The sequence below is a fragment of the Winogradskyella sp. 266wxhm genome (assembly GCF_058964685.1).
The window spans coordinates 2460838-2481670 of record NZ_CM179559.1 but is presented as its reverse complement, the minus strand read 5'-3'; the positions used below and the strand labels follow the sequence as shown (position 1 = coordinate 2481670).

20 protein-coding genes are annotated in these 20833 nt (G+C 35.2%); 1 reads left to right on the top strand and 19 read right to left on the bottom strand.

Translation table 11 applies throughout. The features are described 5' to 3' along the window. Positions 1-62: 62 nt before the first annotated feature. From AC2H4K_RS11010 to AC2H4K_RS10925, 18 genes are all read right to left on the bottom strand, one after another. Positions 63-815, bottom strand: a complete 753-nt coding sequence (locus AC2H4K_RS11010) for an enoyl-CoA hydratase/isomerase family protein (protein ID WP_281138857.1) — start codon at positions 813-815, stop codon at positions 63-65. A 102-nt stretch (positions 816-917) separates the two neighbouring features. Next, positions 918-3734 carry a CHAT domain-containing protein gene (locus AC2H4K_RS11005; protein ID WP_281138858.1) on the bottom strand — a complete coding sequence of 939 codons (2817 nt, stop codon included), beginning with the start codon at positions 3732-3734 and terminating at the stop codon, positions 918-920. Between the two features lie 28 nt (positions 3735-3762). Beyond that, positions 3763-6228: a hypothetical protein gene (locus tag AC2H4K_RS11000; protein WP_281138859.1), complete on the bottom strand. Its 2466-nt coding sequence runs from the start codon at positions 6226-6228 to the stop codon at positions 3763-3765. 146 nt (positions 6229-6374) lie between these two features. Further along, positions 6375-8876: a phenylacetic acid degradation bifunctional protein PaaZ gene (gene paaZ / locus AC2H4K_RS10995; RefSeq protein ID WP_281138860.1), complete on the bottom strand. Its 2502-nt coding sequence runs from the start codon at positions 8874-8876 to the stop codon at positions 6375-6377. A gap of 49 nt (positions 8877-8925) precedes the next feature. Further along, on the bottom strand, positions 8926-10140 hold the full coding sequence (pcaF, locus tag AC2H4K_RS10990; protein ID WP_281138861.1) for a 3-oxoadipyl-CoA thiolase: 1215 nt from the start codon (positions 10138-10140) through the stop codon (positions 8926-8928). An 8-nt stretch (positions 10141-10148) separates the two neighbouring features. Continuing rightward, positions 10149-11009 (bottom strand): KPN_02809 family neutral zinc metallopeptidase, encoded by an 861-nt coding sequence (gene ypfJ / locus AC2H4K_RS10985; protein ID WP_281138862.1) that lies wholly within the window; start codon positions 11007-11009, stop codon positions 10149-10151. 35 nt (positions 11010-11044) lie between these two features. Further along, entirely contained in the window at positions 11045-11452 is a 408-nt protein-coding gene (locus AC2H4K_RS10980; RefSeq protein WP_281138863.1) for a PaaI family thioesterase, read from the bottom strand. 1 nt (position 11453) lies between these two features. Further along, complete coding sequence (locus AC2H4K_RS10975; protein ID WP_281138864.1) at positions 11454-11771, bottom strand: hypothetical protein; 318 nt, start codon at positions 11769-11771, stop codon at positions 11454-11456. Beyond that, a complete protein-coding gene (locus tag AC2H4K_RS10970; RefSeq protein ID WP_281138865.1) occupies positions 11771-12946 on the bottom strand; it encodes a 3-hydroxyacyl-CoA dehydrogenase NAD-binding domain-containing protein in 1176 nt (391 codons plus the stop codon). Before AC2H4K_RS10970 ends, AC2H4K_RS10975 begins: the two co-directional genes overlap by 1 nt. 45 nt (positions 12947-12991) lie before the next feature. Beyond that, positions 12992-13930, bottom strand: a complete 939-nt coding sequence (locus tag AC2H4K_RS10965) for a pyridoxal-phosphate dependent enzyme (RefSeq protein ID WP_281138866.1) — start codon at positions 13928-13930, stop codon at positions 12992-12994. Positions 13931-13969: 39 nt separating this feature from the next. Further along, entirely contained in the window at positions 13970-14749 is a 780-nt protein-coding gene (locus AC2H4K_RS10960) for an enoyl-CoA hydratase-related protein (protein WP_281138867.1), read from the bottom strand. A 3-nt stretch (positions 14750-14752) separates the two neighbouring features. Next, positions 14753-15106 carry a VOC family protein gene (locus tag AC2H4K_RS10955; RefSeq protein WP_281138868.1) on the bottom strand — a complete coding sequence of 118 codons (354 nt, stop codon included), beginning with the start codon at positions 15104-15106 and terminating at the stop codon, positions 14753-14755. Further along, complete coding sequence (gene paaD / locus AC2H4K_RS10950; RefSeq protein WP_281138869.1) at positions 15103-15591, bottom strand: 1,2-phenylacetyl-CoA epoxidase subunit PaaD; 489 nt, start codon at positions 15589-15591, stop codon at positions 15103-15105. Before paaD ends, AC2H4K_RS10955 begins: the two co-directional genes overlap by 4 nt. 87 nt (positions 15592-15678) lie before the next feature. Then, complete coding sequence (paaC, locus tag AC2H4K_RS10945; RefSeq protein ID WP_281138870.1) at positions 15679-16434, bottom strand: 1,2-phenylacetyl-CoA epoxidase subunit PaaC; 756 nt, start codon at positions 16432-16434, stop codon at positions 15679-15681. 122 nt (positions 16435-16556) lie between these two features. Further along, on the bottom strand, positions 16557-16844 hold the full coding sequence (paaB, locus tag AC2H4K_RS10940; RefSeq protein ID WP_188606830.1) for a 1,2-phenylacetyl-CoA epoxidase subunit PaaB: 288 nt from the start codon (positions 16842-16844) through the stop codon (positions 16557-16559). A 48-nt stretch (positions 16845-16892) separates the two neighbouring features. Further along, on the bottom strand, positions 16893-17849 hold the full coding sequence (gene paaA / locus AC2H4K_RS10935) for a 1,2-phenylacetyl-CoA epoxidase subunit PaaA (protein WP_281138871.1): 957 nt from the start codon (positions 17847-17849) through the stop codon (positions 16893-16895). Positions 17850-17943: 94 nt separating this feature from the next. Continuing rightward, positions 17944-19017, bottom strand: coding sequence for a 2Fe-2S iron-sulfur cluster-binding protein (locus tag AC2H4K_RS10930; protein WP_281138872.1), 1074 nt, complete (start codon positions 19015-19017; stop codon positions 17944-17946). 166 nt (positions 19018-19183) lie between these two features. Further along, positions 19184-19762, bottom strand: a complete 579-nt coding sequence (locus tag AC2H4K_RS10925) for a TetR/AcrR family transcriptional regulator (protein WP_281138873.1) — start codon at positions 19760-19762, stop codon at positions 19184-19186. A gap of 48 nt (positions 19763-19810) precedes the next feature. Here AC2H4K_RS10925 and AC2H4K_RS10920 point away from each other — a divergent pair, with 48 nt between their 5' ends. Beyond that, the gene (locus tag AC2H4K_RS10920; protein WP_281138874.1) at positions 19811-20116 is read left to right on the top strand and encodes a rhodanese-like domain-containing protein; all 306 of its coding nucleotides are present in this window, start codon (positions 19811-19813) and stop codon (positions 20114-20116) included. Here the strand turns inward: AC2H4K_RS10920 and AC2H4K_RS10915 are convergent. Then, positions 20111-20725, bottom strand: a complete 615-nt coding sequence (locus tag AC2H4K_RS10915; RefSeq protein WP_281138875.1) for a DUF4230 domain-containing protein — start codon at positions 20723-20725, stop codon at positions 20111-20113. The two genes, AC2H4K_RS10920 and AC2H4K_RS10915, sit on opposite strands and share 6 nt — an antisense overlap. Positions 20726-20833: the final 108 nt, after the last annotated feature.

Genomic DNA, 20833 nt, shown 5'->3' with positions numbered 1-20833 from the left:
ACTTTTTCATTTTCTACATTTACTAGTTCCTTCACTTTGGGAAGGTTAGGATGGGCTTCTCTTTACTTAAATCGTTTTAATGTTTCTTTTGTAAAATCACTTAATACCAAGCGTCCACTAATGGCTGCTCTTTCGGCTAGAAGCGTGTCCCAATCTTCGGTACCTTGCCAGAAGATTTTCTTCATTTCTTTCATTGCTTCTGGATTGTAATTGCAAAGATTTTCGGCAAAGGTTTTAACGGCTTCATCTAATGCTTCTGTAGTATCAAACACTTGTGTAAATAAGCCTTTTTGTTTTGCCCATTCTGCAGGATAAAATGTATTGGCATCAATGGCGATTTGTGACATTCCGCTTAATCCTAACTTGCGCTCTACAGCTGGACCAACCACAAACGGACCGATACCAACGTTTAGCTCGCTTAACTTTATGGATGCAAACTTGGTTGCCATACAATAATCGGTTGCCGATGCCACTCCTACTCCACCACCAACAGTTTTTCCTTGCACGCGACCAATGATAAATTTTGGACATTTGCGCATCGCATTAATCACGTTGGCAAATCCGGAAAAGAATACTTTCCCTGTGGCTTCGTCATTGATATTGATTAGTTCGTTAAAACTTGCGCCTGCACAAAAGGTTCTATCGCCTCCACTTTTTAGGACGATAACTTTAATGTCGTCATTATTGCCAGCATCGGTTATAGTCTGTGCTAATTCTGCTAGAATATTTCCAGGTAATGAGTTATGCGCAGGATGGAAAAACTCGATGTATCCTACTTGGTTTTCTATTTCTAATTTTACGTAAGGTTGGCTCATTTTTGAATTTTAATATGTTGTTTTCAAAATTACAATAAAACTTATCATCTATTAAATGATAACTTAGAAAAACCATCGAAAGCTTAGATTAAATTGATTCGTTTATTTTCCACTCAACACAAATGGTGCCCAGATTTTTGGTGTTTGAAATTGCTCGCCATACACACCATTGAGCATTGTGCGTTTAGCTGTATTCACAGCATCTTCCACACTCATTTTTTTTACATAAAGATTGTTATACATTTCGGTCATTAATATCATAGTTCCTGCATCATTAACAGGCCACAAACTCAATAAGGTACTATTAGCACCTGCTACAAGTAATGCTGAATTTAGACCATTAACCCCTTCTCCATTATAATTTTTTCCTAATGCAGTTTCACAAGCAGAAAGCACAGCTAAATCTGCCTTTAAATCTAGTTGCGCTATCTCGTGAGCTAACAAAAATGTATCCTCAGACCCATCTCCATTAGCAGGCTGCGTCATCATTACACCAGAAAGTTCAGGAATACTATTACTTGCAAATCCGTGAGTTGCAATGTGTACATATTTATATTGATTCAACTCGCCTGATTTATTCAATCTTTTGATATCGCTTTCTTTCATCTGACCATCAATCAAAACAGTAGCTTCTGGAATTATTTTTTTAAGATTCTGAACCTCTCTCAAAGTTCCTGGTAGATAGTTAGCTCCACCAAAGCCCAAAGCAGCCAATTCTTTACTTAAATTAGACTGTTTATTATTGATTTTTGTGGTTAATTGGTCCTGCAACTCAAAGTAGCTTTGAGTTGATCTGCTATTGGAAGCACTACTTTGAGGTTCTTTATACGTAGCTCCTCCCATTGCTAAAAGCGGTTTTCTGTCCTCACTATAATTTCGGTTAGACAGACTTGCCCAAACACTTGCCGAGGGTATATATTTAACATTAAATCGTTCTAAAAGATATTTTCCGTTTCCATCTAAAAATGCTTCAAAAGGCATTGCATTCAATTCTCCTTCCGCACTTATAATAAGCGTAGTTTTTCCTGCTAGTTTAGCTTCTAAAGGTTGTATTAAAAAATAATACCAATGTTTTAATATTTTTTGCTGAAGATCTAAATACTGAGCATCTGACAACTCCATTACCTCTCGTGACAACGCAACAAAATCTCTATAATCTTTAGCCTTAAATGCAGTTTTAGGATCTGAATGTCTATAGATTTGACCATTAATTATTTCTTCATTTAATTTAGTAACATAACCATTAATACTATTTGGTTTCTCCTGTATATTATTGATATACTGTTTTTTCATGTTTAGCCATGCAGTAACTGGAAAATGTTCTATCACATCAGCAGAATTACTTGTTATTAAAGTTGCTATCATTTGACCTGGCTCACCATTAGAATAGTATATAATTGCCTCATGTGGCCTAAGCTTTGCCTGTGCTTGCTCTAATGTTATTTGTGGCAAACTCTTATCTAATTTCTGACGGAGAATTCTGCTTCGGTTCATATCCTGAACTTTGAATAGCTCATTTGTATTGCCTAATTTTTGAAGCGACATTATTAACCCAGAATAGGCATTTGCATGTAAATTTCTAGCATAGAGTTGCTCTTGAGTATTAAATTTAGGTAAGAATTGTTCTGTTATATCTACTGCTTTCTGAAATTGATCAGCTGCATTTTTATAATCATTTTTCATATAAAACATAAAACCAATGTTATTGGCTGCATTTTGTGCAGAAGCCCAATTCTTCGTTTTTAAATGATAATCGTATACTTCATTATTTAGTTCTATGGCTTTTGATTTATTTCCAATTTTAAACTGCACAACAGCATAATTACCAGCAGCTTTCATTTTTTGATCTTCAAAATTTCTCTTGCTTGCTAAAACATAAGCTTCACCCAAATGTTTATTGGCTAAACTAATTGATTTTGATTCTGGCAGCATTACATAATAAGCGCCTATGAGGTTGTTGGCATTTATAATGTGATAATCGTTACCAAGCTCGGTTGCTAACGTTAAAAGCTGTTCTGCAAGTTGAAGCATGTCGTCACGTTTACCCATATCTCCAACGATTTGAGCTTTACGGAACAATAAATCTGCTTTTGTTAAAGTGGGAAAATCTAACTTTTCTATTTCCGCTAGGCCTTTATTAGCATACAGAAATGTTTTATTAAGATCGTATCTATCATACCAAGTTAAACGCTCAAAACATAAAGCTTTTGTATATGGATTAAGGTATTGCGAATTTATAGCCGTTTCTAGTCTCGGCTTGGCTAAATCAAACTGACCTGCAAAATAATATGCAATAGCTTGTGTTGCATTTGCAAAATCTTTCAATAAAGGATTTACAGGTGAATAATTTGCCCAAACCTTTAAATATTGAGAGGGATCACAAGCTTTACCTTCGTACCATTGATTAACACAAACATTGTAATCATTATAATTCTGAATGGCACCCGCTGTTGCCTTTTCAGCATTTTCTGCAATAGTTTTTAAAGCCGAGAAGTCTTTACCAGTTAATTCCGTTAATATATCTAATTCTTCTTTTGTAGATGCTGCACCTTTTACATCTGGAGAGAGTTGAAACGCATAATGCATAAATTTACTAGCCTCACTTGTTTTTCCTTCTAAAAAAGCGATATAACTCGCCAAAGTATAATTGCTAGACTCCATTGGAAACATCTGATTCGCAGTTTTAGCATAGCGTTTTGCTGTAGTTAAATCGTTTTTTGCTATTGCTGCAAAGGCTTTGAATATGTAACCAAAACTATTATCTGAATTGTATTTAATATACTCATCAGCAGCAACATCCATAAGTGCCACATTTTTGGTTTCATAACCTTGAGAAAATTTTTCTTGAGCTTGCTGTGCATTTTGAGCCTTGGTACATAAAGACAAAAGCAACACAAAAGTTAAAACAATATGTTTCATAATAGATTTGTTTTAAAAGACATTGAGATTACCAGTTGGCATCACAACCACAGTCGATTTGACCAGAAGATGATTTACCAGTTCTTAAGTCGGTTTTGGTATAGTCGAACCGAACTCCGTTAGCTGTTTTAAAGAATGTAAAATTAGTTTTTGCTGCAATTTGCCCATTAACCATAGGCACACTTAACAAGTGTTTTTTACCCATAAGCTGCCCTCCACCTTTACTAACCTTGGCAACACGAATATCAGTATTATTAGGGTCGTTGATAACATAGAACAGCATCCATGTAAATCCGCAATCTTTAATCTTACCAATAGCTGCTTTTTGTCCCCAAGTTTGTCCTAAAATTTCGTTTGCAATAGGAATACTATTTAAATCTCTTCCGCGAAGCTTGTCTAGACTATACGGTTTTCCTGTTCCTACAAAATCAAAATTGCTAAAAAAGAAGTTTATGTTTTTGCGACGCTCTTGGTCTTTCAACCCTTTATCAGCCAATTCTATTTGGCTTTCTAAATCATTCTCGTGATAAGTTTTTATTTGTGCTTCTAGGTCTTCCTTTTCAGAAGCTGATTGTGCTGTAAGAAACACTTCGCTTTTGGTATTGTTTTGTAAATTGGTAACTACTAATTTCTTTGCTTTAAATCCATTAGAAACTACGTCTACAATTTCAGGAGCATAATGACTAACATTATTTTCGTAATTAAGACTTCTTGCAATATCAGGTGCTAAATTATGACTTTGTTTAGTGTTGATGTTGTATGCCAAAACTTTGTCTGGAATTCCACTTTTTGTCAGTTTAACAAAATATATGATGTCTTGCTTTTTTAAATCGAATTTCACTTGTTGATAGCTAGATTTTACTTCATCTATTTTCTGAAGATTATTGAACGTAACATCTTTATATTTATACAATTCATATTTTTTATCATATTGCACTAACAAGATTTTTTGCCCTGGAATGAGGTCTAAACCTTTTGCTTCTGGAAATCTTTTTGAATGCCATTCTTTAGTATCTACATTCATAAATTGATATTGCGCCCACAATGGTTTATCAAAATCTAAATGTCCTTTTTTATCCTTTTCATATCTCGAAATTACCATACCAACTTCGCGATCATTTACATAAGACACATAACCTCTATCCTTCGGTATATTGGTATTACCGTCTAAATGCTTATTCTTATCAACTATGGCATAATCTCCCGTACCTGATAGTCTTTGCATACCAATAATAAGCGCATTGTCTCTATCTTCTTCAAAATCGAAATGCCAGTTATATATACCATCTTTACTCGCTGGTTTAATAAAATTATAGACTTGTTCCATAGTTTCAAGATTCCAAATTGCAATTTGCTCTCCTTCTTCACTATTTATTGCCAAGTATTTACCGTTTTGACCTAGCTTCCAATCGTATTTATCTAACTCAGGAAATTTAAAGACAGGTGCTTTAGCATCTATTTGTTCTTGCTCCTTGGCTATTTCAGCTTGTTCTTTTGCCTCTTTGGCTATTATAAGATCTTGAACCTTTTTATGTTTATTTTGAAAATCCTCTAGCGGCAAACTGAATCTAATCTCATTAATCTTCTCACAATTATTAATTTTGTACTGCACAAGCTTGTAAGGTATTTGTGCTATTTCTGAAGGCTTGGTATTATTTAAAACATCATCTACCTCCACTACGAAATAGTAGTTTTTGGTTTTAAAAACATTTGAGTTATCTGAGTTGTTATTGATACAATTCTTAAATTTTCCTAGCACTTTAGAATTGGTTAAAGCCTTTTTACTTTTCTCCATTGTTTCGGCTTCAATATCATAAATGGCATAAGTGTCACCTTGAGTTGCGTAAACATAATTTCCGTTATTCATGTTTCTATTTGAAGCAACATCTAACACAAAATCCTTTTCAGGAAATTTTGAAGTTTTTTGTGTTTTATGATTAAAAATGTAGATGTTTCTGTCATTCTCTTTAGTATAAATACTGAATAACCCACTTGGTTTTACAATAAGGTCTTTATAATCTGAAACTTTAGATGCAATTTCTACATCATCTGAGGGATGATTGACATAAAGACTTTTATCATTTTTTTTATATTGAATTGGATTTCCCTCATAATCAACACCTGAGAATGCATACTTTTTATCGTATTGAGCAGGTAATTCAAACTTATTTTTAGCGGTATTTAAAGACCAAAATGAATTCTCTTTATTTGAAATGATGACTATTGAAAGGTCTTCTGCAAAAGATGTAATGTGTTCACCATTATCATACTTAATTACATCATCATAAATAAAACTATGGTATGTAAGCGGTTTTCCTGTCTCCAGATTGTAAGTCGTTAAGTAATCTCCTGTAAATACAGCCGCTTTGGTTTCGCTGTCATTTACCAATATTTGAATCTGTGTATTATCATTTTGTGTTTTCCAAAAATGCTTCCCTTGAGCACTGCAAAATGACACCACTAAGAATGTAACAACAATAATTAGATTTTTCATTTAGTAAGATTTGATGGCCAAAACTAGCTGTAAATCCTACGCAAAAACATACGATGAATATCGTATATTTTAAAAACTAAAGACTCCTTACAAAACAAAAAACGCTACCTAAAGGCAGCGCTTTTATGAAGTATCTATAAAAACAATTACAACAAACCAAATTGTTCAAAATGATGGTTTAAATGTTTTCTTTCGAGTAAGTATGATTCATAACGATTCAATTCACCAAAGACTAAATTCTTCAATTTAGCATCTGGATTTTCTTTAAAAAACTCTAAATATTTCTCACGTTGTTCCTTAAATTTTTCGATTGCTGTTTCTAAATCAGGATGTTTTAAATCATCTAATTTATCTTTCTCTAATTGTGGAAACTGACTATTTTGAGGAAACTTTTGATAATTGTATAAACTCGCATGAACTTTATCTAAAATCTTTTCTGATGTGGCAACTTCAAAATCCTGAATTTCACCTGAAGCGATTTTATATGTATATTCTAGATGCTCAATCATATGCTGAGGAGTCATGATTCCCCATTTTGGTTTTAGATCTGGCTTAAGCTTTAGCAATAGTTCTTCAATCTTTTCTTCTGTCATTTCAACAAAAGTTTCTTGTTTCTTCTGAACCATTGTTAATACCGTTGCAAATGCTACTTTTTCATCATTTGTAGCATCAAAAATTTCGGCATACCATTTTACAATTCCGCTAGGATGTTCTGCTGATGCGACATCTCTATCTACTTTTTGCTTACACGTTAAACGTACATAAATAGTGTCGTTATGATACAGAGGACGTAAAAAACGACATTCTTCTAAGCCGTAATTGGCAGACACAGGACCTTTATTTGGATACACAAACAAGCCTGCGGCAGCTGATATAATGAAATACCCATGAGCAGTTCGCTTTTCAAAGATACTTCCATCTAAAGATGTAATATCTGTATGTGCATAAAAATGATCCCAAGTAATGTTTGAGAAATTAATGATATCGGTATCTGTAATTGTTCTGTTATGGGTTTTCATTGACATTCCTGGTTGAATATCTTCCCAATGATATTTAAATGGATGCTGTTCTGCCTCTTTGTATTTCGCATTTTGCTGATATATACCAGTGATTTCTGAAATTGTAGTTGGAGAACCTTGAATCGCTGTGCGCTGTAAATAATGTTTTATACCACGCATGCCACCCATTTCTTCACCACCTCCAGCGCGTCCTGGTCCTCCATGAACCAAATATGGTAAAGGCGAACCGTGACCTGTGCTTTGCTTTGCCATTTCACGATTAATGACCATAATACGACCATGATGAGATGCTGCATTTACAACATAATCGGTTGCTATTTTATCATCAAATGTTGCGATGGAAGACACCAGCGAGCCTTTACCCATTTTAGCCAATTGCACAGCTTCATCTATTGATTTGTAAGGCATAATAGTACTAACTGGCCCAAAAGCTTCACGTTCGTGTACAACACTACTTTGGAATGGATTATCAGTTCTAAAAACTACAGGACTTATAAATGCACCTTTGTTGGCATCTGCACCAATAGCTTCAATATGTTCTAAATTTCCATAAACTATTTCAGCTTCTTTACTGATATCAGAAATGGAACTTTTTACGGCTTCAACTTGTTGTTTACTGACTAAAGATCCCATTCTGACCTCTTTGAGTCTTGGATCTCCAATAGTCACTTTATCTAAAGCTTTACCCAAAGCTATCTGAACGTCTTCAACTAGATTTTCAGGAACAATAATTCTTCTAATCGCCGTACATTTTTGACCTGCTTTTACGGTCATTTCATTTCTAACTTCTTTGATGAACAAATCAAACTCTGGTGTTCCTGGAACAGCATCTTCACCCAAAATTGAAGCATTTAACGAATCAGCTTCCATAGTGAAAGGTACAGATTCTTCAATCAATCTTGGATGAGCTTTTAACAATCTACCTGTTGCTGCTGAGCCTGTAAATGTTACAACATCTTGAGATTCAACAGTGTCTAAAACAGTTTTTACGGTTCCGTTTATAATTTGAAGTGCACCTTCAGGTAATATACCAGAGTTGATAATTTCTCTTGCTACAGCTTCAGCTAAATATGACGACGATGGAGCTGGCAAAACCACTGCTGGCACACCTGCCATCCAATTAACCGCACATTTTTCTAACATGCCCCAAACTGGGAAATTAAATGCGTTAATATGAACCGCAACACCTTTTTTAGGTACCATGATATGATGCGCCATAAAGCGTCCACCACGAGATAAATCTATTGGATCGCCTTCAACATGAAAGGGTTGATTTGGAAACAATTTTCGTAATGAAGCGTTAGCAAACAAATTACCGAAACCACCCTCAATATCAATCCAACTATCAACTCTAGTTGCACCTGTTCTATAACTTAAATCGTAAAATTGTTCTTTACGCTTGGTAAGGTAAAGCGCTAATTTCTTGAGCATATTACCACGCTCTTGAAAGGTCATTTTACGTAGAACTTCTCCTCCTTTTGCACGTCCATAATTAAGAATTTCAGGAATATCTAATCCTTCAACAGCCCAATTGGTAAAATGCTCACCTGTAATGGCGTCGTAAATCGGTGCGCCTTCTTCCTTTCCTGTGGTCCATTGTCCTTGGACGTAGTGTTGTATTTTGTTCATACTTGAAACTTTATGATAGATTCCGCATCAGGTGCGGAATGACAAATCTTTAATTATTTACACGTTCAATTACTGCAGCATAACCTTGTCCGACACCAACACACATTGTTACTAATGCATATTTTTTATTCTGTTCTTTTAATTCTAAAGCTGCTGAATAGGCAATCCTTGCTCCTGTAACTCCTAGTGGATGACCAATAGCAATTGAGCCTCCATTAGGGTTAATTCTAGGATCATTATCATCTAATCCCCAAGCTCTGGTACATGCTAAAGCTTGAGCTGCAAAAGCCTCATTCAATTCAATAATATCGATATCATCCATTATTAGACCTGCTTTAGCCAAAGCTTTGTTGGACGCTTCTACAGGGCCTACACCCATAATTCTTGGTTCTACACCAACCACTGCAGAACTTACTATTCGTGCTAATGGTTTTAGATTATATTTTTTAACAGCATCTTCTGAAGCGATAATTGTTGCCGCAGCTCCATCGTTTAATCCTGATGAATTTCCTGCTGTTACGCTACCACCTTCTTTTTTGAAAGCTGGTCGAAGTTTTCCTAATATTTCTTTTGTTGTTGTTGGTTTTACAAATTCATCTTTTGAAAAAATGATTGGGTCTTTTTTACGCTGTGGTATTTCAACAGGAATAATTTCCTTATCCAAACGACCGTTTTCTTGTGCTTTAGACGCTTTCATCTGGCTCCAATAGGCGAATTCATCTTGATCTTCTCGAGAAATATTATATTTCTCAACAAGATTTTCAGCAGTGACTCCCATGCCGTCCGTACCGTACATTTCGTGCATTTTTGGATTTACAAATCTCCATCCAAAACTACTGTCGTACATTTTAGCATCGGTACCAAACGCACTCGATGGTTTTGCAATAACATAAGGTCCGCGAGTCATATTTTCCACACCACCAGATATAAAGAGATCTCCATCACCAGCTTTTATTGCTCTATTGGCATGAATTATAGCCGATAAACCTGAGCTACACAATCTATTTACGGTCTCACCAGGTACCGAAAACGGTAAGCCTGCCAAAAGCGATGCCATTCTAGCGACATTACGGTTATCTTCACCTGCTTGGTTAGCACAACCCAAAATAACATCGTCATAGGCTTCTTTTGGGATATTTGGATTTCTTTTTACAATTTCTTTTATAACTAAAGCACCCAAATCATCTGTACGTACAGCTGACAATGTGCCTTTGTAATTTCCTATTGGTGTTCTAATTCCGTCTATTATATATGCTTCTTTCATAACTATTTTTAATTCAAAATTGCAGAGAATGTATCGCCTTGGCGCATATCTCCTGTTCTGTAACCTTTCATAAACCATTGCATGCGTTGCTCTGATGTACCATGTGTAAAACTATCTGGTGACACAGAACCTCGCATACGTCTCTGTATAGCGTCATCTCCAACAGCATTGGCAGCACTCATAGCTTCTTCTATATCTCCTTCTTGTAAATATTTTCTGTTGTGGTTCGCCCAAACACCTGCGTAAAAATCTGCTTGTAACTCTTGAGCAACCGACAATCTATTGGCTTCTGTTTGACTAACACGTTGTTGTAACTGACGAACATTAGCAGAAGTTCCTAATAATGTTTGAATGTGATGACCTATTTCATGAGCAGTGACATAAGCAATAGCAAAATCACCTCCTTTAGCACCAAAACGTGTTTTTAATTCGTCAAAAAAGGCTAAATCCATATATACTTTTTGATCGGCAGGACAATAAAATGGGCCAGATGCAGAAGACGCATTGCCACAGCCCGTACTTACGGCATCCGTAAACAAAACCATTTTAGGCTCTTTGTAATCTCCTAAGTTATTTTCTATAAATAAGCGATTCCAAACATCTTCAGTATCAGCTAAAACAGTAGCCATGAAATTCACCATAACTTTTTCATCATCGGTTAATTCTCTTTGCTCAGTTTGCTGAGCAACCTGACCACTACCTACTTGCTCAATAATTGGTGCTAACTGTTGACCTGTTTCACCGCCAAAGAGTTGTAAAAGAATTACAACAACTGCAATTAGTCCACCTCCAGCTGCTACTTTGCCTTTGGTTCCCATTCCTCTTCTATCCTCGAGGTTACCACTTTTTCTTCTGCCTTGCCATTTCATAATTTTTTGATTTTGGTTAGTTTATAGCTTAAAAATTATTCTGACCAATCTTTTTGAGTACGATATACGACACCTTTAAATAAGGCTACTAATTCATCTCCTCTTTTGACTTCTACAATATTAAATCCTAATCTGTTTTTTACATTTTCTATCACTGATTCAGCAACTAAATAATCGCCTTCTTCTAAAGCTTCAATATGGTTAATACTTGTTTCTATGGAAACTGCAAATTTCCCATGAGTATTTGCTGCAAAACCAAAAGCGGTATCTGCTAATGCATAACTGATGCCTCCGTGTGCTTTTCCCATACTATTCAACATCTCTTTTCTAACAGTCATTGCAACACGGCAACGACCGATTTCACATTCTAAAATTTCGATGCCTAGCCAAGTACTAAAAGCGTCTTGACTTAACATTTTATATGGTATATCTTCTCCTTTCAACCTAATTACCTTTATAAATTACAGCTTTTTGTCTCAGAATATCTGATTCAATAATCATATTTAGTTCTTCTTCATTTTCCCATTCAATCAGTAAACCTAGAAACCTAGTCTTTACATCTTTTAAATCTAAATAATGTGGTGGACGAAAATAGTCCACACCTTTAATCTTTCTTATGATTTTTCTACTTCCAGTATTAAACTCAAGATAGTTTCCAGATTCTATCTTCCCATAATATTGAGCATCTATCCCTCCAGTAATAATAAGCCCAAGACTAGATTTAAATTTATCATCTAAATTGATGTCTAGTATTTTTTTCATTAAAAAAATTTCTTTCTTTCTTGATTCATCCTACGCAACAACGGACTACAACGGTAACGTTCTTCATGATACTCGTTGTATAATTCATCTATTTTTGCAACACACCAATCTATTCCTTTTTCATCTGCCCAAGCCAATAAGCCTTTTGGATAATTAACTCCTTTCGTCATAGCATTGTCTATGTCTTCAGCAGAAGCAACATTTAAAAACAATGCATCTGCAGCTTCGTTGATAAGCATGACTAAGACACGATCGAAAATAGTTTGTGCTAATTCTTGATGAGATCCTAAATCAAGTTCAGGATGACAATTATTTATGATTTTTCCATTAGAATCATAAACATAATAGCCCTTTCCTGACTTTCTTCCTAAATACCCTGCTTCACTTAAGCGTTTTTGTGTAAAACTTGGTTTGTATCTTGGGTCAAAATAAAAGGCTGTAAATACCGTTTCTGTTACCGTATAATTCACATCATTACCAATAAAATCCATTAGCTCGAATGGTCCCATTCTAAAACCACCAAGCGATTTTAAACTATAATCGATAGTAGCAAAATCAGCAATACCTTCTTCATAAATGCGTAAGGCTTCACCATAAAATGGTCGTGCCACACGGTTTACTATAAATCCTGGCGTATCTTTGGCAACAGCTACTGTTTTCTTCCAACTCTTTATGGTTTCAACAGACTTATCTAAAACTTCTTTTGAGGTTTGCACTGCTGGAATCACCTCAACCAATTTCATTAATGGTGCTGGATTGAAAAAGTGAATTCCGATGCAACGTTCTGGTTTTTGTAAAGATGATGCTATTGAAGCTATGGATAAACTAGATGTGTTAGAAGCGATAATACAATCTTCCGAAACATAGCTTTCCAACTCTGAAAAAACCTTCTTCTTAATATCCAAATTTTCAACAATAGCTTCAATCGTTAGATTTGAATCTGCTAACGCTTTTAAGCTATCGACATAAGTGATATTTGATTGAATTCTTTTCTTTTCTTCAGTATCTATTCGATCTTTTTCAATGAGTCTACTTAATATTTTTTCAAGACTTGCTTTAGCTTTATCTAAAGCTGCTTGATTAGTATCGTATAATTTTACGGAACAACCTGCAGTAGCCGCTACTTGAGCGATGCCACTTCCCATTGTTCCTGAACCGATTATTCCTACGTTCATATTTGTTTTTATATTGAGATCCTGAAACAAGTTCAGGATGACAAATCATCCAAAGGGAAGATTTGTCAAATCTACATTTCCGCCAGAAATTATGATTCCGACGTTTTTGTTCTTAAATTCTTCTTTATTCTTTAAAACAGCAGCAAAAGCTACTGCGCTTGATGGCTCTACAACTATTTTCATTCGTTCCCAAATAAGTTGCATTGCCTCTTTAATTTCTTGTTCTTCTACTCTGATAATTTTATCAACCAAAGTTTTTATGATTGGAAAATTACGATCGCCTAAATACGTTTTTAAACCATCTGCAATGGTATTTGTACTTTCATTTTTTTCAATCTTACCTGATTTTAAAGAGCGATAAGCATCATCAACTTCCATAGGTTCAGCACCCATAATTTTACAATTCGGAGCAAACTGATTAACAGCCAAAGCTGTACCTGCCAACAATCCACCGCCTCCAACCGGTGCTATAATTACATCAAGATTAGGCTGTTCTTCTAACAACTCCATTGCTGCTGTTGCATTACCAAAAATAACCTTATCTTGATTAGATGGATGTAGAAATGACGCTTTAGTTTCTTCCTGAATTTTAATAGCTGTGAATTCTCTAGCTTCAGGTGTTGACTCACATTCTATAATTTCACCACCATAGGTTTTTACACCATTCTTTTTAGCTTGTGGTGCGTTTTCTGGCATAACGATATATGCCTTAACACCAATTTTTTTAGCTGCTAATGAAACAGCTTGAGCAAAATTACCTGAAGAATGTGTAACGACGCCTTTTTGTCTTTCTTCATCGGAAAGGGATAAAATCGCGTTTGCTGCACCTCTCATTTTAAATGCTCCCATTTTCTGAAAGTTTTCACATTTAAAAAACACATTACAACCTGCTATTTCATCTAATAATTGTGATGTTAACATAGGTGTTTTGTGAATAAATGGTTTTATTCTTTCGTGGGTTTGTATGAGAAGTTCTTTGTTCATTCAAAAAAAGATTCCTGCCTACGCAGGAATGACAAAAATTTATTTTCCTTTAAAAGTTGGTTTACGTTTTTCTACAAAGGCTGAAACTCCTTCTTCGTAATCTTCGGTTTGAGCTGCTTCTATTTGTAATTTTGACTCTAATGCTAGTTGACTTTCTAAATCATTGGTTAACGATTGATTGAAAGCTTCCTTAATTTTTCCTAAAGCTAATGTTGGCATATTAGCGAGTTTTAAGGCTAGCTTATTTACTTCCTCTTCAAAACTTTCTAAGGATAAAACTTTGTAAATCATTCCCATTTTTTCGGCTTCATCGGCAGACACTTTATCGCCTAACATCGCTAAAGCTGATGCTTTTTGAAAGCCTATCAATCGTGGTAAAAAGAACGTTCCTGCGCTATCAGGTATCAAACCAATTAAACTAAAGGCTTGAATGAAGCTTACTTTTTCGTGTGCCACAACGATATCACATGCCAACGCAATGTTAGCTCCTGCTCCTGCCGCTACACCATTTACAGCACCAATAACTGGTTTCTTAATGTTTCTAATTCTGATGATTATTGGATTGTAATGCTCTTCTAGAATTTTCTTAAACCCAGGATTTAGTTCCGGACTAGTAACTTCCTTGAGGTCTTGACCTGCACAAAAAGCTTTTCCGTTTCCAGTTAAAACAATAGCTCTTACTTCTGGATTGCTTTCGCAGTCATCTAAAACTGATTGAAGTTTTAATGCCATTTCGCGGTTGAAGCTATTAAAGACTTCTGGTCTATTTAAATGAAGCCAAGCAATGTTATTCTCTATTTTCGATTGAATCGAACTCATATTTTAAGGTAATTTGAAATGTGGATTATAAATAATTCCTATGATATTCTCCCAAGGATCTTTAACGGTTGCTACCATAATATCCTCTCCTACATTATTAGGAGCTTCGTGTTCAGCAGCTCCTAAGCTAATTAACTCTTGATAAGCTTCTTGAATATTTTCTACGCCCCAATATGATAGAACATTGTCACCTTTTTGAGATTCGTCTGGCAACAATCCTAATTCGTAACCACCAATATTAAAGCCCACATAGAAGGGCTCATCAAAATACGGTTGTGTTTTAAATGCTTTGGAGTACCATTCTTTAGCATCTTTTAAACTTGCAACTTTATATATTGTTGTTCGTAATCCCTTCATTTCAAACATTTAAAATAATCAAATGGTTCTTGACAGTCGTTGCACTGAAATTGTGCTTTGCAAGCTGTTGAACCAAATTGACTTATCATTTTTGTATTTGTGCTTCCGCATTGCGGACACTTCACTAACTTTTTTCCTTCTAGCAACACTGATTTGTCCGACTCAGCATCTAATGGTGCTGCGATACCGTAATCTTCGAGTGCTTTTCTGCCTCTTGGTGTAATCCAATCGGTTGTCCAGGCTGGATGTAAAATCAAATCTACTTCGACCGTATAACCTGCTTTTTGCATAGCACGTTTGATATCGTCTCCGATAACATCCATTGCAGGACAGCCGCTGTATGTTGGTGTGATTTCGATTTTCACAAGGTTGTTTTCGATAACTGCAGAACGTACCACTCCCATATCCATAATGGATAATACTGGGATTTCTGGGTCTGAAATAGACTCTAGAATTGAGACCAAAGCCCCATCCACCTTCCCCAAAGGGGAAGAGTTATCACTCGATTGTAATATTTGATTTTCCTTACTCATATTTTTCTTCTTCCCTTTGGGAAGACTGAGATGGGCTTTTTACCATTCCATATTTGGATAGGTACGTTGCATGTATTGTAATTCTGCTAATAAATATCCCATGTGTTCAGTATGAATGCCTTGTTTTCCTCCTTTTTGAAAATATTTACTTTCTGGTACGCTTAAAGTTGCTTCTTCTAAAACTGCATTTACCTCTTCGTAATAAGCGTCTTTCAATTTAGTAACATTTACTCCAACGCCTTCTGCTACCATAGTTTTATCAGCTTCAGTTTGATGGAATAATTCATCTGTATAGGTCCATAAATCATTTATTGAGGTTTGAATACGACTATGGCTTTCTTCTGTTCCATCTCCTAATCGCTTTATCCAATCGGATGAGAAACGCTTATGATAACTTACTTCCTTGATAGATTTTTTTGCAATTGCAGACAGATTTAAATCGGTACTTTTTTCTAATTCGGTTAACATTAAAAAATGATACACATCGAATAAGAACTGCCTTGCCATTGTATATCCAAAATCGGTATTTGGTTGTTCTACCAATAACACATTGAAGTATTCGCGTTCTTTACGCAGCATTGCGATATCATCTTCTGTTCTACCATCACCTGCAATTTTTGCCGCATATTGATAATAACTACGCACTTGTCCTAATAAATCTAATGACATATTGGTGCAAGCGATATCGGTTTCTAAACTTGGTCCGTGACCGCAAAGTTCTCCTAATCGCTGACCCAGAATGAGGCTATTATCTGCGATGCCAAGGATGTAGTTGTATAGGTTTTTGTTTTTCATTTTCATTCAAATTGAGACCTTTCGACTGCGCTCAAGGTGACATTTAACCCTAATAAAGAGATCCTGAAACAACACTTCGACTCTACTCAGTGTGACAATTCAGGATGACAAACTTTGTTATTTTACATATGCTTTACCTCGTCTGGTAAATCATAAAATGTTGGGTGACGGTATACTTTATCTTGTGCAGGCTCAAATAATTCGCCGTTATGCTCTGGGTTTGATGCTGTAATATGTTTACTTTCTACAACCCAAATGCTTACACCTTCGTTACGTCTTGTATACACATCTCGTGCGTTTTCTAAAGCCATTTCAGCATCTGCCGCATGAAGGCTTCCAAAATGACGGTGTTCTAATCCGTTTTTACTTCTTACGAAGACCTCCCAAAGTGGCCAGTTTTTTGTTGCCATAATATCTTTAATTAATACCTACAAGGTTACCAAAACCTTGCAGGTGAATTATATTGCTTGTTTTTCTTTCCTATTTTGCTTTTTCTGTGCGTGAGTCATCGCTGCATCACGAACCCATTCCCCACGCTCCCATGCTCCTACTCTGGCTTTCATTCGTTCTTTGTTCATTGGACCGTGACCTTTGACAACTTGCCAAAACTCATCCCAATTAATTTCACCGAAGTCATAGCTTTGACGCTCCTCATTCCATTTTAAATCTGGATCTGGAATTGTTAATCCTAAAATTTCAGCCTGTGGCACAGTTTGGTCTATAAACTGTTGACGTAATTCGTCATTCGTTTTACGTTTCAGCTTCCACTTCATGCTTTGTTCTGTATGTGTAGATTCTGCATCTGTTGGACCAAACATCATTAAACTTGGCCACCACCAACGGTTAAGCGCATCTTGAGCCAGCTCCTTCTGTTCTAGCGTACCTTCACATAACTTCAACATGATTTCATAGCCTTGACGCTGATGAAAACTTTCTTCTTTGCATACACGTACCATTGCTCTTGCGTAAGGTCCGAAAGAGGTGTTACAAAGCGGTACTTGATTGATAATAGCTGCGCCATCTACCAACCAACCAATAGCTCCCATATCTGCCCAAGTTACTGTTGGGTAATTGAAAATGGAAGAATATTTTGCTTTACCAGAATGTAATTGCTCGTATAATTCGTCGCGAGAAATTCCTAGTGTTTCACAGGCACTGTACAGATATAATCCGTGACCAGCCTCATCTTGTACTTTAGCCAATAAGGCTACTTTGCGACGTAATGAAGGCGCACGAGTAATCCAGTTCCCTTCTGGTAACATCCCAACGATTTCGGAATGCGCATGCTGACTGATTTGCCTAATATGTGTTTGACGATATTTTTCTGGCATCCAGTCTTTAGGTTCGATTTTCTCATCACGTGCAATACGCGCTTCAAATTCTGCTTCTAGATTTTTTATTTGTTCTTCACTCATCTTTTTAGCTTTTTGCTATTAGCTGTTCACTTTTAGCTAGTGAAACATAATTTTTCTTTTTCAATATTATAAGATTCCTGCATTCGCAGGAAGTTTATACATCAAAGTCGACCACTACTTTTTTAGTCGTTGGCACAGCTTGGCAACTTAACACATAGTTTTGTGCAACCTCATCTTCCTCTAGTGCGTAGTTGATTTTCATTTCAACTTCACCTTCCATAACCTGACATTTACACGTACTGCAAACACCACCTTTGCACGCAAATGGCAAATCTGCACCAGCTGTTAAAGCACCATCTAAAATATTATCATCGTCTTGTTGCATTGTGAAACGAAATTCCTTTCCTCCATCTATAATGATAACTTCGACTCCATCAATTTTTTGTTCAGACAATCGTTCTACACGTTTTTTATCTTCTTCGGTTAAGCCTTTTACAAATAATTCAAAATGAATTAATTCTTTTGGCAAACCTGCTTCCGCTAGATAATTACTTACGTAATTCACCATATCTTCTGGACCGCACAAAAACACTTCACTAGTATCTGGAATATCAATAAATGTTTTGGTGAGCACTTTCATCTTATCATCATCAAAACGTCCATTAAATAGCTCAATGTCTCGTTTTTCTTTGGTTAAAAAATAATAAATTTCCAACCTTCCAAAATACGTGTTTCTTAGCTGTTCTAACTCTTCCTTAAAGATAATGGATTTAGCTGTTTTATTCACATAGAATAATTTGCAAGTAGAATTCGGTTCTGTTGCTAAGTGTGCTTTTATCATAGATAGGATTGGTGTAATACCACTTCCTGCTGCAAAAAACAGATAGTTCTTAGCGTTCTCAGCATTACATTTTACACCAAAAGTTCCACTTGGAGGCATTACCTCCAACTCATCACCAATTTTTAATGTTGAGTTTACGAAAGTTGAAAACTTTCCTCCTGGTATTTCTTTTACAGCAACTTTCCATTCGTTATCAAACGGACTTGAGCATAGTGAATAAGAACGACGTACATCTTCAGAATCTATTATAGTCTTTAATGTTAAATGTTGCCCTTGAGAAAATATAAATGCTTTTTGAAATTCTAAAGGCACATCAAAAGACACAACTGACGTATCGTTTGTCTCTTTGTAAATATCCTTAACCTTTAATTTATAAAATTCTGCCATAAGCGTTTCTGTACTGCAGACATCTTCCTACTTCGACTGCGATAAGCATAAACTAGGAAGAATTTATCTTAATCTATTATTACAATTTGTACTACTCGAAAACGTTTTCGATTTAGAGCAATAAAAAAACTAACAATCGTTAGTTTACTTTACAAATTTACAAAAATTAATTAATTTCTTTGTTAATTCCTTTAACAAGGATTTTACTTAATTGTTCGGACAGCTCCTTAGGTTTTAAGTCCTCTTTCTTAGAAATCCACAGATACAATAACCTTAAAGTTGATAGAATTGAAAAGAGAATAACATCAATATTTTCATTAACAATTTCATCATTTTCTATTCCCTTTTTGATAATATTCCTGAACTCATCTTCATAATTAGAACGGAGTAAAAGGTAATATTCTAACTTTTCTTCCAAATGCACCCAATCATTATTTAAGGAAGCCATTTCATCAGTATTCTTGGAAGTAATATCTACATGAAGATTCACTACCGCTTCAATTTTTTTAATGCTAGTAAGGTTTGATTTCTCTATATTTTTTATGCCTTCGGTAAAATCTTCTGCCAAAGAAATAATGATTTCCTTTAAAATTTCTTGCTTAGAGCTAATATGATTGTAAAGACTTGCCGCTTTTATTCCCATTGCCGTAGCCAAATCTCGCATTGTTACTGCACTGTAGCCCTTTTCTTTAAACAGTTTTGCAGCTGTTTTAACAATTTCTTCCTTACGAGTTATTCCCTTCAATACTTTATATAGTCTTTTATTATTCGTAAATTTAATTAAATTTTAAGTATGGGATTTTTAGATTTTATTTTCGGCACAAAAAAGAGAGAAGTTGAAGACTATTTAGCAAATGGAGCATTGATATTAGACGTTAGAAGCCAACAGGAATGGGACAGTGGCCATATTGATAATGCTAAACATATTCCATTGAACGAGTTAAACAATCGCGTAGAAGAAGTAAAGAAACTCAATAAACCCATTATTGTATGCTGTGCAAGTGGTGTCCGTTCGGCAAAGGCTGCTAAATTCCTAAATTTACACAATATTGAAGCTACTAATGGTGGTGGCTGGGTAAACCTTAAGAAAAAACTATAGTTTTAAATCACCAATTTCATTAGAGGATTCTATAATATTTTCGTTGTATTGTAACGTCCAACCAAGTGAATTAGTTAAAATATAAAATTTAGAGATTTCACTTAACAAGCGATTTTTAGCATTTGATTTTAAATCTGAATTCTCGATTTTTTTCATCAATTGCTTTTTCACTGTCTCTTTAATATCGTTATAGTCTTTGGCTTCGAATTGATTTAAAAAATCTGCTTGGATATCATAATATTCAAAGTCTGGATTGATTTTAATTTCCTGATCTGGAATATGTGTTATAAGTAATATTTTATTCTCTTCATCAATATCATATTCCAATTTGCTTAAATCATAGGACACTGTTACATCTGCGTTAACAACAACCAAAGCTTTCTTTTCAACTTCAATTAAATCTCCAAAAATTGCTTTTGAATTCTTGTAACTAAACACCTCGCTAAAGTGACCTTCAGTAACAACCAACTTGCTTACATTTTTTAGCTGTTCTTGAATTAAAGCTGAGTTTTCTTTTAAAATTATTTCGTTGTTCTTTTTATCTCCACAATATTTAAAAGTAAAAAGAACTACTAATGTTATAATAACGCCAAAAAGGATTTTTCTCATGCTTAAAATTAACTAAATCTATGATAAACAAGTGTGAAACAAAACCTAATTAAATCCTATTTTTTTGCTTTACATCGTTTACGAGTGCTAATTACCTAAAAAAACTAC

What these genes read in the sequence shown, in the direction of transcription:
- AC2H4K_RS10920 (WP_281138874.1), top strand. Translation starts at nt 19,811, where the DNA reads ATGGGATTTTTAGATTTTATTTTCGGCACAAAAAAGAGAGAAGTTGAA.
- AC2H4K_RS10970 (WP_281138865.1), bottom strand. Translation starts at nt 12,946, where the DNA reads ATGAACGTAGGAATAATCGGTTCAGGAACAATGGGAAGTGGCATCGCT.
- paaB (WP_188606830.1), bottom strand. Translation starts at nt 16,844, where the DNA reads ATGGCAACAAAAAACTGGCCACTTTGGGAGGTCTTCGTAAGAAGTAAA.
- AC2H4K_RS10955 (WP_281138868.1), bottom strand. Translation starts at nt 15,106, where the DNA reads ATGAAGGGATTACGAACAACAATATATAAAGTTGCAAGTTTAAAAGAT.
- AC2H4K_RS11010 (WP_281138857.1), bottom strand. Translation starts at nt 815, where the DNA reads ATGAGCCAACCTTACGTAAAATTAGAAATAGAAAACCAAGTAGGATAC.
- AC2H4K_RS10915 (WP_281138875.1), bottom strand. Translation starts at nt 20,725, where the DNA reads ATGAGAAAAATCCTTTTTGGCGTTATTATAACATTAGTAGTTCTTTTT.
- AC2H4K_RS10965 (WP_281138866.1), bottom strand. Translation starts at nt 13,930, where the DNA reads ATGAACAAAGAACTTCTCATACAAACCCACGAAAGAATAAAACCATTT.
- AC2H4K_RS10930 (WP_281138872.1), bottom strand. Translation starts at nt 19,017, where the DNA reads ATGGCAGAATTTTATAAATTAAAGGTTAAGGATATTTACAAAGAGACA.
- AC2H4K_RS11000 (WP_281138859.1), bottom strand. Translation starts at nt 6,228, where the DNA reads ATGAAAAATCTAATTATTGTTGTTACATTCTTAGTGGTGTCATTTTGC.
- AC2H4K_RS11005 (WP_281138858.1), bottom strand. Translation starts at nt 3,734, where the DNA reads ATGAAACATATTGTTTTAACTTTTGTGTTGCTTTTGTCTTTATGTACC.
- paaC (WP_281138870.1), bottom strand. Translation starts at nt 16,434, where the DNA reads ATGAAAAACAAAAACCTATACAACTACATCCTTGGCATCGCAGATAAT.
- paaZ (WP_281138860.1), bottom strand. Translation starts at nt 8,876, where the DNA reads ATGAACAAAATACAACACTACGTCCAAGGACAATGGACCACAGGAAAG.
- pcaF (WP_281138861.1), bottom strand. Translation starts at nt 10,140, where the DNA reads ATGAAAGAAGCATATATAATAGACGGAATTAGAACACCAATAGGAAAT.
- paaA (WP_281138871.1), bottom strand. Translation starts at nt 17,849, where the DNA reads ATGAGTGAAGAACAAATAAAAAATCTAGAAGCAGAATTTGAAGCGCGT.
- AC2H4K_RS10975 (WP_281138864.1), bottom strand. Translation starts at nt 11,771, where the DNA reads ATGAAAAAAATACTAGACATCAATTTAGATGATAAATTTAAATCTAGT.
- AC2H4K_RS10960 (WP_281138867.1), bottom strand. Translation starts at nt 14,749, where the DNA reads ATGAGTTCGATTCAATCGAAAATAGAGAATAACATTGCTTGGCTTCAT.
- ypfJ (WP_281138862.1), bottom strand. Translation starts at nt 11,009, where the DNA reads ATGAAATGGCAAGGCAGAAGAAAAAGTGGTAACCTCGAGGATAGAAGA.